Below are 12,729 nucleotides of genomic sequence, written 5' to 3'. Positions count from 1 at the left end.
CGTCGTTGGGGTTGTCGTCGCTGCAGGCGTTGAGGAGGAGCGCGACCGCGGCGAGGCCAGCGCCGAGAAGTCGGGCGGCGGGTCGTGTGCGTCGCGGGCTGGTCATGTGGGGGTTCCTCCTACAGGCCTGTCGTGATCTGGACGGTCGCGCTACCGGTGACATTGAAGCTGGGAACGCCGACCAGCTCCAGGAACACGGTGTCCTCGGTTCCGCTGGTGTTGACCGTGATCGTGTCGCCGGAGATGTCCACGGTGCCGGCCACTCCAGCGGCGGCGAGGTAGTTGCGCGCGGCCGCGATCGCGGCGGCGCGGTTGATGCCGAGGCCTCCGTCGAGGTCGGCGCCGGAGATGTGCTGGCCGGCGGCGCGGGCGGCTTCGGCGGCGACGTTGTCGAGCCGCTGCAGCGCCTCGACCTTGCGGGCGCCGTCGAAGACGAGGCCGACGACGGCGAACAGGCCGAGCACGACGACGGAGACGGTGAGTGTGACCCAGCCGTGCTCGCCGCGGCCGTGGAACCGGCGGCGGAGTGCGTTGTGGAGGTGTCGCATGGTCGTCACCGCTCGCGGTAGGTGTCGATGGGGCTGATCGCTGACGCCTGCACGGTTCGTGGTCCGAGGCCGGGCAGCGGCAGGTCCGCGACCCGGACGGGACAGGTGACCGTGACGGTTACGTTCGCGGACTGCCCGGGGGCGGTGGCGAAGCCCGAGGTGTCGACGCTGACGCTCGTGCTGGTGCACTGCAGGCCCTGGTCGGCCAGGGAGGCGTTGACGGCCTCCTGAGCGGCGGCGCGGGCGGCGCTGGGTCCGCGCTCGAGCGAGGCTGCTCGGGCGCCGTCAGCGGCGGACTGCTCGACGGCGGAGTTGGCGAGGCCCATCCGGCCGGCGAACGCGACGAGGGCGATGAGCAGGAGGAGGCCGGGCGCGAGGACGGCGACCTCGAGGGTGACGGAGCCGCGCTCGCCACTTCCCCGCCGTAGCCGGCGCAGGCGCAGCCGCGGGTGTGTGTTGTTGAGGGCGGTGATCATTCGATCCACCCCTTCAGTGGAGCGGTGGAGCTCTGTGTCACCGTGATCTCCAGGCCGGGCACGAACGACTCCGAGTAGCCGGTGACGGTGACCGTGACGGTGTCGGCGGTCTCGCTCTGCCGGATGTCGGTGACGGTGAGGACGTCGTCGCCGCCGGCGTCGGAGATGAACTCCGCGGCCCGTGCGGCGCCGTCGCCGCGGGACTGGGCCGAGGCGACCCGGGCGCCTTCCTGGGCCGCTCCGATGGCGATGTTGCGGGCGTGGAACCAGAAGCCGGCGTGCAGGATCGTCAGGAAGATCAGGAACACGGCCGGCCACACGACGACGGTTTCGAGCGTGGCGGCGCCTCGCTCAGTGCGCAGTCGTGACTTGGTGATCCGCAGCATTCTTCGTCAGCCCTCCTCTCCGCGTCGACCATCCGGGGCTGATGGACGGATACGAGGTGGGGCTACTGGATGTTGGACTGTTCGCGGTTGATGACGCCGATGATGATTCCGACGAGGGTGACGGCGGCGACGAAGACCGCAGCGGCGATGACGACGTACTCGAGGGTGGTGGCGCCCTGCTCGCCGCGGGTGGCGAGGCGGTTCCGCAGGTGGACGGTGGTGGCCTGGGCCCACGCGGTCAGGTTGGTGATCATGACGTGTTCCTCCGGGGTGAACGGTGACTGCTGTCGTTCTCTAGTTGGTGACTTGCTTGTTCGCCCTGTGACAGGAGCGTAGGCGGATTTCGCGATTTTCGTCGTCAATCCGCTGTTGGAGTGCTATGACGCAATGCTGATCGCCATCGGTGTGACGAGCATTGCCATGAAGACGACGACGGTCATCGCGACGGGCAGTGTGGAGCGTTCGGTGCGAATCCCGGCGCTGGTCTTGTCCGAGGACAGGATCTCGGCGCGCATCGAGGAGGCACGTGCGCGCAGGTTCTCGTAGACGGTGGCGCCCTGGTCGGCGGCGAGCCGCATGACGTCGGCGGTCTCGACGAGCTGTGGCACGCGCAGCTCCTCCCCCACGACCTTGAGTGCCTCCCATGCGGGAGTGCCTGACCAGCGGGCCCGGTTGAGTTCGTCGCGGATGCGGCCGAACACCCAGGAGTCGCCGACGTCGGCGGCGTGCTCGAGCGCCTGGACTGGGCCGGAGCCGCCGGCACGTTCGAGGGAGACGAGGTCGATGTAGCTGGTCATGGCGCGTGCGAACTCGGCGCGGGCGACGCGGGCGCGGTCAGCGACGCCGAGGTTCGGGAAGAAGGAGAACACGATGGCCATGCCGATGCTGACCAGTACGGGTACGGCGATCGGCATGCTGAGTCCGACCACGTAGAGGACGACGGTGGAGAAGGTGGGCAGGAGCAGGCCGAGCAGTGCGCACAGGGCCTTCTCACCCAGGAATCGGGCCACGCTGATGCGCAGGAGCGCGAGGTCACGGTGCGGGATGCGCAGGATAGACCAGGTACCGATGCGGCCGAGCAGTGCGCGGCCGAGCCGGTCAGTGATCTCGTCGCTGTCGCTGTCGCTGTCGTAGTCGTCGCGTGCGGCGTTGACGTTGGTGAGTCGGGCGGCGACGTCAACGGCGTCGATGCGCCGCGGGTAGAGCTCGCGGATGATGAGCAGGGCGCCGAGCGCTGCGACCATGCCGAGGGCGATCGCCAGCTGCGTGTCGGTGGTCATGCCGGGACTCCCTGCTGCTCGCGGGCGGCCGCGCCGAGGATCCGCGGCTGCTTGGGTGTGACGGTGGTGCGGCGAAGCCAGATGAGGCAGGCCACATAGGCGACGAGGTAGCCGATGAGGAAGGTCTGGCCGAACGGCGTCCTATAGGGCTCGGAGTACGGGTGGAGCAGCAGGAACGTGACGCCGGCAGCGGTGATGCCGGTGATCCAGCGCGATCGGGTGCGCGGCTTCTCCTGCTCGGCGGCGACGTCGCGTCGGACCTTGACGTCTTCGGCGACGGTGTTGGCCAAGCCCTCGAGGACGTCGGACAGGTTGGTGCCGCGCTGGCGCGCTCCGAGGATGAGGGCGGCGGCGATGAGGTCGCCGGTGGCGTCGTTGAGGTCGTCGGCGAACCCGCGCAGTGCCGCTTCAGTGTCCCAGCGGGCGTTGAGTCGCGCGACCAAGCGCTCGACTTCAGTGCGGATGGGTGCGGGGCAGGTGGTGAGGCTGGTGGAGATGGCTTGCTCGATGCCGACGCCGACGGTGAGGACCCCGGCTAGATTGCGGGTCCAGTCGCTCATGGCCTCAAGTCGCGCGATCTCCTCCTTGGTGCCGTCGGACAGCTGCAGCAGGTACGGCATGCCGGCGACGGCTGCGGGAAGGAGCAGGACGATGAGGAACCAGCCGGTGAGCAGCCAGAGGACGGCGCCGACGAGTACGGATGCGGCGATGAGTCGGCGGTGTCGGCGCTGGGCGCGAGTGGTGCCGCGCAGGGCGCGCAGGCGCCGCTGCAGCGAGGTGGGTGGTGCGCCCTCGATGACGGGCCGGCGGCGGGCGCCGGAGATGAGGATCATGGCGCCGCCGATGAGGGCCAGGGCGGTGAGGGCGGCCAGCGAGGGATTCATGCGCGTGCTCCCGCCTGGAAGCCGGTCGGGTCATAGCCGTGCTCGATGAGGTCGTCGATCCACTGCGGCGGGATCGCGCCACGGGTGACCTGTCCGCCTCCGTTGTCGGTGAAGACGTCGGTGAGGGCGGGCCGTCCGTGTTCGCCGGGCTCGACGGCGACGATCTCGTCGATGTAGCGGCGACGGTAGGTGCCGTCGGCCGTGCGGACGTCGCGGCGGTTGAGGTGGACGATGATGTCGATGTGCTCGGCGATCTGCCGGTACGCGAACTCTTCGGTGACGTGGCTGCCGGCTTCCATGGCGCAGGTGACCAGGCGCTCGATGGCTGCTCGGGCGGAGTGGGCGTGGGTGGTGGAGAGGGAGCCGGCGCCGGACTGCATGGCTTTGAACATCGGCAGGACCTCCTTGCCGCGGACCTCGCCGACGATCATGCGGTCGAGGTTCTGCCGGAGCGCGCCGAAGACGAGCTGGTCGAGCGTGACTTCGCCGGCGCGGCTGCCGTCGGCCTGACGTTCGCCGCTGCCGGGTCGGGCCTCCCAGGCGATGATGCGCCGGTGCCGTTCGGGCATCTTGTGGAGCAGCAGCTCGTACTCGGTCTCGATGGTGCCGAGCTTCTCGAGTGGATCGATCGCGTTGGCTAGCGCCCTGATCAGCGTGGTCTTCCCGAACCCTTGCCCGCCGGCGACGAGGACGCTGCGCTTTGCCTTGACGGCGGCGATGAGGAACCGGGCCATGTCCGGGGTCAGGGTGTCCCTCTGGACGAGGTCGTCGAGGTCGATATCGACGAGGCGGTGCCGGCGGATGGTGATGACGGTGGTGTGGGAGATCCAGCCCACGGCGGCCATGCGGTAGCCGCCGTGCAGGTTGAGGTGGAGCTCGGGGCTGGCCTCGCTGAACGATCGTTCGCGGGCGCCGCCGCGGGTGGCGAGGAATTGCAGGAACTCGTTGAGCTCAGCGACGGAGTCGGCGGCTGGAGGCATGAAGTCCAGGCGGCCGTTGGAGCGTTCGACGACGACCTGGTCGGCGCCGTACACCTCGACGTTCTCGACGTCGTCGTCGTCGATGTAGGGCTGGAGGCGGCCCAGGCCGAAGAGGGCGTCGTAGACGGCCTTGGCGAAGGCCTCGCGGTCCTCAATGGACAGGCTGGGTTCGCCGCGCAGTGTGCGCTCGGAGGCGTCCTCGTTGACGAGGTCCTGGATGATCTGGTGACCGCGGGCTCGGCGTTGCGCGTCGGTGAGCTTGTCGGCGTTGGTGATCTGGGTGGACAGGCGCTCGGCGGCGCGGATGCGGAAGATCCGTACCATGTCCCACCCGAATCCTGGGCCGTTGTCGTGCGCTGGCGCGGCCGGTTGGGCGGCGTGCAGTGTCTCGACCGTGGGCGGGAGGAGCGGCGTCGTCGGCGGGGCCTCGACCGGGACGGGCGGGGGCGGCGGTGTGGTGCTGGTCGGGAAGGCGGAGAGGATCTCGCGAGGACTGCGCCGGGCGGCGTGACGTGCGGGGTTGCCGGGTTCGTCGGGGCGCGGCGTGGTGTCGAAGATCGGCAGGCTGGTGATGTCGCCGGTGTGCGGGCTGTCGTCAGTCATGTCGGTGATCACCGTGTTCGCTGCGGAGTGCCGAGGAACGATCGGCGCTCGGCGTCGATGTTCCTCAGCTCGTTGACGGTTGAGCGGGCGGAGCGGTAGAGGCCTGTGCGTTCGAACTTGGCGAAGGTGGGCAGGTCGGCGTCGCCCATGAGGCGGCCGGCGGTGTGAGGATCCCAGGCGAGCGTCGACCAGATGCGCAGCCCGGTGGCCTCGGTGATCTTCTTGTTGGGGTAGGGCCCCTGCCCCAACAGGATGGCTCCGACGCGGTTGGACGCGGCGTCGGCGCCGCGGCGCAGGTAGTCGGCGTTGGAGGCGGCGGAGACGATGTGGTCGAGGTGGTTGCGCATGACCACGGCCACCATGTCGGCGCGTTCGAGGAGTCGGTCGGGCCCATTGATGCTGCGGATGCGGCCGGCGTCGACGATGACGTCGTAGCCCTGCTCAGCGGTGTTGGCGAGCACGCTGGCCAGTTGGTCCCAGAAGTCGGGGGTGAGGGCTCGGAGCTGGTCGGATCGGGCGATGCCGGCGACATAGCGGCGCGACGGCTCGAGCGGGAGCGGTAGGGAGGCGTGTCGTAGGGCTTCGACGCCGAGGCTGCGATGGTTGTGGTGGGCGTCTGCCAAGTCCATGATGTTTGGGCTCGGCGTGGCCTGGCCTCGGAAGTGTCCGGCTTTGATGCTGCTGGATCCGGACACGTCGGCCTCGACGAGGATCACGGGGCGGTCCCACGCCAGCGCCAGGGTGAGAGCGGTGGCCGTGACGCCGGGCGCGCCTCGTGTGGAGGTGAGCGCCAGGACAGTCACCGGTCTGCTCCGTCCTCGATTGAGTCGAGAGCGAGTCCGACTCGGCCGGTGGCGACGCGGGCGATGAGGTCGCCGGCGACGTCGCGTTCGACGAGCACGTTGACGATGATGTGGCCGGTGTCGGTGACGTCGGAGACGCTCACGACCGTCGCTGCGATCGCGCTGGGGGTCTCGCGGGGCGGCTCGTCGCCGGGGTTCGTGGTGTCGAAGACCCGGACCTGGTCGCCAGGAATGATCTGTTCGGTGGGCAGCTGCGGCGGCAGGAGGGCGACGCCGACCACGGTCTGGCCAGCGGCGGGGATGATGACGTCGGTGACGGCGTCCTGGGAGAGCAGTGTGCCGGCGGTGAGGTCGGCGGCGGCCCGCTGGCCGACGATCTCGTCCATGCGGGCGGCCGGGACTGGGTTGAGGGCGGGGTCCGGGGAGGCGGCGGCGATGGTGAGGTCGCCGGCTTCGATGACCTCCCCGCGGGCGACGTTGTTGCTGATGGCGATGACCTCGACCGAGTCGTTGGCCTGCTGAGCCAGCATGTAGGCCCCTCCCCCGCCGAGGGCGAGGACGGCGGTGCCGAGCGCGATCATCGCGGGCCGGCGGGTGTATCGGGGTTGTACGCCGGCCGGGGGGTTGGTGCGGCGCCGATCCGGGGTCGGCGCCGCTTGGGGGGCACGGGTGGAGCTGCTCACGAGACGTCCTCCGCCTTGAAGTACTCGTCGAGTGCGGTGTTGATGAGGTGGCTGCGGCTGTCGGCGCCCAGCTCGTCGACGAGCCGGTCGATGACGCTGTAGTGGTCAGGGTTGAGGCGCACGTTGAGGGGCATCTTGTTGAGTTCGCTGGTGCTGGCGACGCGGGAGGTGAAGTCGCCGAACAGGTCGCTGGTCATGGTGCGGCCGCCGAGGCGTTCCTTGAGCTTGCCGCTGCTGTAGGTGTCGTTGATCGCCTGCAGGATGACCATGCCGGAAGACCAGGCCCGCTCGTCACGCAGGTGCTTGATCTTCGTGACGTTGTCCTGGCTGACGTAGACGACCGACGGCTTACGCTTCTTCTCATCGCTGCGCGGCGCCGCCGCTGCGGCCGGGGTCGTGGAGCGTGGGCGGCGCGGACGAGGCGAGGGCTGCTGCGGTGCCGGCGGCGGCTGCGAGGCGGGTGCGTCGGCGGTGTCTGCGGTGTCTGCGGGTGTGTCGGCCGGCGGGGCCGCCTGTGTGGCGGGCTCGGCAGTGCGGCGACCGAGGACGTCGGCGAGGTCGACGTCGGGGTCGTAGCTGTCTTCGAAGTTCGTCGTGCGGCTGCGCTTGCCTGCCATGGTGGTCACTCCCCCTCGGCCGTTGACGCGGCCTGTTCGTGCTGGTTGATCTTTGTCAGTACTTCTTTGGCGAGATCGAAGTAGTCGTCGGCGAGATCGTGGACTGTCATGGCGATCGGCTTGGGCACTTCGATGTCGGTGTTGCCGCGCCTGTAATCGCGGAGGGCCTTGCGGCGCGCGAGCTCGAATTCGTTGCGCTTGGCGGCGAGTTCGTGGACGAGCAGGCCGAAGTTGCGGGCGCGGCCGCCAGTGGGTGTGTAGCGGATGAAGGTGTCGAACAAGGGGATCGGAGGATCGAGTTCGAGACTCTCGATGTAGTCCTTGGCGTCCTCGATGTAGGACTTGGCGTTGACGTCGAGGCCGGTAACGACGAAGCCGAGGTAGGTGATGTCGGGGTTGCCGTTCTTCCTGGCCCGTGACACGAGGGGGCCGATGCCCCGGACACCGTCCCAGCTGTCCTGGTCGAGGCCGACCGGAATGAGGACGTACCTGGCGGTGTGCAGGGCGAGGGCCTGTTGGAGGCCGAGGCTGGGCGGGGTGTCGATGATGACCAGTTCGTAGCCTGCCGCATCGACGAGCTCGGCAATGCGCTGGACGAAGAGGGTCTCGAGCCCGCCGGCTTCGATGACCTCCTCGAAGGTCGCGGCGTTCTCGAGCATCTTGAGCCTCGGGCCGCCGACGATGAGGTCGACCTTCGGGCGGACGTCGTGGATGACCGGGAGGTCTTGATCTTCAACCAGGGCCGTGACGAGTCCGAGGCCGCCGTTGTTCTGTGGGTGGTCTGCGAGGCCGAAGTGGTTGATCAGGTTGCCCTGTGGGTCCAGGTCGATGACCAGTACGCGGTAGCCGCGATCGCCCTCGGCGTAGCGGGTGGCGAGGTTGGCCACGATGCTCGTTTTGCGGACTCCCCCTTTGCCGTTGGTGACGGCGATGGCCCGGGCGAGTCGACTGTCGCTTCGCGTGTCGCTGTTCACTGGGCGCCTCCAGTGCTCGCCGATGCAGTGACGCGCGGTGCTGGGGCCGGAACGGACGGATGGGCGTTGTCCGCGGCGGCCTTGGAAGCGAGAACGGCGATGGGCGAACGTCGATCGCCGACATGCCGGATGGTGAGCATGGGCGGTACGCCTCCTGGCAGGTTGTGGGGTAGAGATCGGGCACCAGTTGCGAGACGGCCGATAGGTCGTTGGTGGCGTAGGTGGCACTCACCTGTCGGCCGCCGGGTGATCGTGCGCGAGGAGCGGTTCATTGACGGTGTCGCTATTGGGGCATTGGTCGTGAAGTGCGGTCCAACAGCGTTCCATCCGTTGTGACGATGCGACCTAGGCATTGCTCGCTCCTGCGCGTCCAGCGTCGAGGCCATAGGTGACGCCTCGTTTCGCCACAGCCTAGCTGCTGGTGAAGAATTGTCAAGCCACTTTTGACATGCGTTCAGAACGTGGCTGGCATCGTGCCTGGCAGCACCGCGAGCGTTTGGGGACAGCGTGCGCCATGCTGTCGATATGTGCGCAGGGCGCGCTCTGGACGTGGCCTGACTAGTGTCTTGCAGTGCGCTGTTCGATTGCCGCACGTCATCGGAATGAGGTTGGCACGCGTGCCGGATGCTGGCTGGGCGCGGTCGGCGTAATTGCTGGACGTGCCTGCATCGTGGTGGCAGTGATTGGGGGTCGATGTCGACCCGTTGTCCGACTGTTGTCTGACAGTGCGTAACAGGCATTGGCGCCGCATGGGGAGCGTTGTTAGGACGCAGGCGCACCACCGGGAGGCGGCAGTACCCATGCCGCCGACAGGCATGCGGACCACGGTGCAGATGCCGCCGAACGGTAGGCGAGGAATAGGGCGGCAACGGTGACACTGCGGGGACGCAGCAGTGCCGCCGCTGAGCGCGCGCATGAGGCGTGCGGGGCCAAGCGAAGCGGGCAGCGTGCGAACAGGTTCCACACCACGACGAGGCAAGGTGCGGGCAGTGGCGCGACTACGGAGTACGCGAGCCCGCGGCGTTGTGACACCGTGGGTCCACAGCGGTGAGCACGCCCGATTTCGGTCCGATCCGGAGGCTAGAGCGCGGCGCGGCATGCCCCTCAGCGGCGCTGTGCGCCTCGCTGAGCGCCTAACCGCCCTTCCGTGGACCCGGGCACCGGCCTGAGCCGGAGAAGGCGTTCTACGGTGGGCGGCGACGGGGCCGATCATGGCGTCACTGTGCCACATAGCGACCCTCACGGACGGCCGCGGCGAGCCGCTTGATGGCGCGAGAGCACCGGGCGCGGAGCGCGGTGTACGAGATGCCAAGTTCGACAGCGACCGCCTCACCGCCGTCGCACTCGCCCGGCTGCGGGCAGTAGACGCGAGCGAGAAGGTCCGCGTCGGCATGTCGAATGATGCCGACCTCGACACCCCATGCGAGCACATCGACGATCTCGGCGCTGTTGTGCGGCGCGTGGACGTCTTCAAGCGTCTCAGTGAGATCGATCGGGTTCGCGTCCAGCCCGTTGTCGTCCTCGCGGTTGAAGTACATCAGTGTGTCCATGGCGATGTTGGCGCCGACGCGAGCGCGCCGGCGTTCGATCGGGTAGGTGGCGATTACGCGCCAGAGAGCAGCGACAGCCGATGTAAGCAGGTCGCTGAATGAGGCGTTGCCGTTGCGGCCGACGGTGATCGCGCCTCGGCCCCGGCTCAGGTAGGCGCGGTGGGCGACGTAGACCGCTCGTCCAAGCATTCGCTGAAGCATGAGGCGGCCGGCCAGGTCGCAGCCGCCACGGATGTAGGCCTCCAGAACGTCAAGGTATGCCTGATCCAGGTCGTCGCCCTCAAGGGCGAACAGGCGGTCGAGGGCGTCGCCGAGAGTGGCGCAGTCGGCCAGGGCTGGCGAGGTGGCGAGCGCCGCGGGGACGGTGCGCTCGGAAAGTACGAGCCACTCACGGTTGAGGTCGTTGATGAGGCGGTCGTTGGTGGGCTTGACAGCGGTGATGGCGGCCACAGTCGGCTCCTGACGTGCACGCTCTAGGACTTCGGACACGTCCACGCCACAGGCACCCGCTTGCCTGACTGATCACCCGATCGCTAGCCCACGGCTCTGTGACCAGGAATTTCTCAGAAATCTGCGCTAGCCCCGCTTGCCCGGCGGCTTGGGCAAGCGGGATGCGGGGGAGGAGCCGGCGGAAATTTCTCGAGCAGCGGTGTCACACGGCTGGGCCGGAATCCACCACATCCAGGCGACAGCTACAGACACCCCCTGCGAGATCGAGGAGGCGCCGCCATGGGCGTGCGACACCCACTTCCCCGCCAGTTGGTTCTCAGCGCGGCTGTGCATGCGCGGACCTCCGAGCTTCACCGCGCGCTCGGCGATCTCGTCGTGCAGCCCCTGGACGCCGACGCCCTGACACGCTTCACCACCGCGCAGCGGGCGGCCCTGGCGGCACGGGAGGAGCTGTGTGCCGAGCTGGACTTCGAGCGGCTGTTCGCTGATGCAGCCGACGACGTCGCCTACGGCCTCGCCGACGACGCACGCGTGCAGTCCCCGGACCGGGACGGCTCGCGTCCTGACGCTGGCGGTGATGCCGGGTGAAGATCACAAGGCGGAACGGTTCGGAGTCTGTGCCAGTCGGGCGAGCCGGGCAGGGGCATCCATGGACTGCGGGCTCGGATCTGGTGAGCCGTAGCCTGGCCGGCGTCCTTTGGGCGGCTCTGCTGTGTGGCCCGGTTGCGCTGTTCGTGGCGGCACAGGCCGGCGGTGCCGGCGGTGTCACGCCGTCGGCATCTGTGGCCGGGGCGACCTCGGATGTGGGCAGGGATGCGGCGGCGGAATTCGCGGAGCAAGTAGTCGTCACGTGGCTGACCGCGACTCGCGAGAACGCCGCCGGGGAGCGACTGGAGGAACTGGTCGGCATCGATGCGGGCCAGGGGCTGCCAGCGACGTCTCCGGCGGTGCGCAACCCGGCGGCCGCTGAGGTCAGTGCCGCCGGGACGGGGGTGTGGTCGGTCACCGTCGCTGTAGACGTCGATGAGCCGAGCACCGCCGAGGAAGCCGGCGGCGCCGCTGAGCCCGCTAGTGGGGACCGCGTGCAGCCAGTTCGTCGCTACTTCCAGGTTCCAGTCAGCGTCAGTGACGACGGCGTGGTGGCCGCGTTGGCGGCGCCGGCGCCGGTGCCCGCGCCCGCGGTCGGCGCGGTGCCAGGGCATGGATACGGCGCGTCGGTGCGCTCCGAGTCACCGGTCGGCATAGCGGTGGCGGAGTTCTTGAGCGCGTTGCTGGCTGGAACCGGCGGTCTGGAGCGGGTGGTGGCGCCGGGTGTGGAGCTGTCTGCGGTGACGCCAGCTCCGTACTCGCAGGTGGAGGTTACGGCGATCGCTGCCGTTGGCGAGCCCGCCGAGGACCCGGTGGATGGGGAGCGGGCGCAGGTGCTGGTGACCGCGAACGTCGCTCATGCGATGGGTGAGGCGGTGGTGCAGTACCCGCTGACTCTGGTGGCGCGAGCCGACCGGTGGGAGGTCGAGGCGATCGACCCGGCGCCGATTGGTGATGGCGCCGTCATGGACTCCGGCTTGGACAGGCCGGTGACGCCCTCGCCGCGGGAGGCGAGTGGTGGGGATTCGTCGTCGACGGCGACGCCGTAGGCGCTCAGGAAGGGAGTAACGAGCATGTCCGCAATCGAGTTGATGAGCGTCGCCGCCGAGGTGGCGCCAAGCGTTCAGGTGGTCGCCGACGGCGGCGTCTTCGGGTGGGTCGAGAGCGAGGCGGGCCAGTTGGAGAGCACGATGCAGACCCTGTCGATCGTGGTCGCTGTGGTCTTCGTCGTGTTCCGCGCCGTGAAGACGGGATTCGCAATCGCGTCGATCGCCATCGCAGCGCTGATGGCCGGTGTCTTCGTGTGGGTCGTCCACAACGTCGACATCCTCGGCAACCGGGTAGACCAGGAGATCAACTCCGCGCCGGCGGCTGTGGTCCAGGTCGACGTGGGGGCGGTTGAGCGGTGAGCGAGGAGCGCGAGGTCGTCAAGTTCTACACCCGGGCGCGGCGGTTCCCGCACGTGCTCGGGCGGTTCCCGGACGGCACGAAGATCCCCGGGGGGCCGTACACGTTGACCCAGGTGGTCGGCGCTGGCCTGCTGTTCCTGGTCGGCGTGCGCACCATGGGGATCTGGGGTGTGGGCAGCGGGTTGACCAACGTCGCGTTCTTGCTGCTGGCCACGATCGGGTCGGTGAACGTGCTGGGGCGGCTCCAGACCGGAGGACGGGGGCCGGTCGCCGTAGCGCTGGGCGGGTACACCGCGGCGGCGTCGCCGAAGCTGGGCCGTCAGGACGGCCGGGCGGTGACGCGTCGACGTCCGCGGGCGCTGGTACATCGATTCGTGATCGCCGACCCTGCCACGCCATCGGCACCGGACACGCAGATCGTGACCGGCGTGCCGACCGCGGCGGCTTCGGTGCCGGCCCCGATGACGGGCATCCAGGCGGCGCTGGCCTCGGCTGCGC

General features: G+C 69.0%; 16 protein-coding genes. 4 read left to right on the top strand and 12 right to left on the bottom strand.

The annotated features are described in order from the left end of the window. Positions 1-119 precede the first annotated feature (119 nt). The 12 genes from DY240_RS27445 to DY240_RS27390 all read right to left on the bottom strand — a co-directional run bounded on the left by DY240_RS27445 (position 120) and on the right by DY240_RS27390 (position 10,234). Positions 120-548, bottom strand: coding sequence for a pilus assembly protein TadG-related protein (locus tag DY240_RS27445; protein WP_147375549.1), 429 nt, complete (start codon positions 546-548; stop codon positions 120-122). Positions 549-553: 5 nt separating this feature from the next. Continuing rightward, positions 554-1,024: a TadE/TadG family type IV pilus assembly protein gene (locus DY240_RS27440; protein ID WP_119662845.1), complete on the bottom strand. Its 471-nt coding sequence runs from the start codon at positions 1,022-1,024 to the stop codon at positions 554-556. Then, positions 1,021-1,410 (bottom strand): TadE family protein, encoded by a 390-nt coding sequence (locus DY240_RS27435; RefSeq protein WP_119662844.1) that lies wholly within the window; start codon positions 1,408-1,410, stop codon positions 1,021-1,023. Before DY240_RS27435 ends, DY240_RS27440 begins: the two co-directional genes overlap by 4 nt. A gap of 62 nt (positions 1,411-1,472) precedes the next feature. Beyond that, positions 1,473-1,664, bottom strand: coding sequence for a hypothetical protein (locus DY240_RS27430; protein WP_119662843.1), 192 nt, complete (start codon positions 1,662-1,664; stop codon positions 1,473-1,475). 123 nt (positions 1,665-1,787) lie between these two features. Beyond that, entirely contained in the window at positions 1,788-2,690 is a 903-nt protein-coding gene (locus tag DY240_RS27425; RefSeq protein WP_119662842.1) for a type II secretion system F family protein, read from the bottom strand. Beyond that, positions 2,687-3,574: a type II secretion system F family protein gene (locus DY240_RS27420; RefSeq protein ID WP_199702600.1), complete on the bottom strand. Its 888-nt coding sequence runs from the start codon at positions 3,572-3,574 to the stop codon at positions 2,687-2,689. Before DY240_RS27420 ends, DY240_RS27425 begins: the two co-directional genes overlap by 4 nt. After that, positions 3,571-5,157 carry a CpaF family protein gene (locus DY240_RS27415; protein ID WP_147375548.1) on the bottom strand — a complete coding sequence of 529 codons (1,587 nt, stop codon included), beginning with the start codon at positions 5,155-5,157 and terminating at the stop codon, positions 3,571-3,573. The genes DY240_RS27420 and DY240_RS27415 overlap by 4 nt, the downstream gene beginning before the upstream one ends. An 8-nt stretch (positions 5,158-5,165) precedes the next feature. Further along, entirely contained in the window at positions 5,166-5,873 is a 708-nt protein-coding gene (locus DY240_RS27410) for a P-loop NTPase family protein (protein ID WP_147375547.1), read from the bottom strand. A gap of 83 nt (positions 5,874-5,956) precedes the next feature. Beyond that, positions 5,957-6,541 (bottom strand): SAF domain-containing protein, encoded by a 585-nt coding sequence (locus tag DY240_RS27405; protein ID WP_119662839.1) that lies wholly within the window; start codon positions 6,539-6,541, stop codon positions 5,957-5,959. Positions 6,542-6,639: 98 nt separating this feature from the next. Next, on the bottom strand, positions 6,640-7,260 hold the full coding sequence (locus DY240_RS27400; RefSeq protein ID WP_147375546.1) for a hypothetical protein: 621 nt from the start codon (positions 7,258-7,260) through the stop codon (positions 6,640-6,642). A gap of 5 nt (positions 7,261-7,265) precedes the next feature. Then, a complete protein-coding gene (locus DY240_RS27395) occupies positions 7,266-8,234 on the bottom strand; it encodes a ParA family protein (protein ID WP_158603024.1) in 969 nt (322 codons plus the stop codon). A gap of 1,217 nt (positions 8,235-9,451) precedes the next feature. Next, positions 9,452-10,234, bottom strand: a complete 783-nt coding sequence (locus DY240_RS27390; protein WP_119662836.1) for a hypothetical protein — start codon at positions 10,232-10,234, stop codon at positions 9,452-9,454. 279 nt (positions 10,235-10,513) lie between these two features. Here DY240_RS27390 and DY240_RS27385 point away from each other — a divergent pair, with 279 nt between their 5' ends. The 4 genes from DY240_RS27385 to DY240_RS27370 form a co-directional block, all read left to right on the top strand. After that, a complete protein-coding gene (locus DY240_RS27385; protein ID WP_119662835.1) occupies positions 10,514-10,822 on the top strand; it encodes a hypothetical protein in 309 nt (102 codons plus the stop codon). Positions 10,823-10,905: 83 nt separating this feature from the next. Further along, on the top strand, positions 10,906-11,871 hold the full coding sequence (locus DY240_RS27380; protein WP_158603023.1) for a conjugal transfer protein: 966 nt from the start codon (positions 10,906-10,908) through the stop codon (positions 11,869-11,871). A gap of 24 nt (positions 11,872-11,895) precedes the next feature. Continuing rightward, positions 11,896-12,231 (top strand): hypothetical protein, encoded by a 336-nt coding sequence (locus DY240_RS27375; protein WP_119662833.1) that lies wholly within the window; start codon positions 11,896-11,898, stop codon positions 12,229-12,231. Continuing rightward, positions 12,228-12,729: hypothetical protein (locus tag DY240_RS27370; protein ID WP_119662832.1), on the top strand; the 502-nt coding region annotated here is incomplete at its 3' end. The genes DY240_RS27375 and DY240_RS27370, both read left to right, overlap by 4 nt.

This window comes from Jiangella rhizosphaerae (assembly GCF_003579925.1).
Taxonomy (GTDB): Bacteria; Actinomycetota; Actinomycetes; order Jiangellales; family Jiangellaceae; genus Jiangella; species Jiangella rhizosphaerae.
This window is presented reverse-complemented; position numbering and strand designations above follow the sequence as displayed.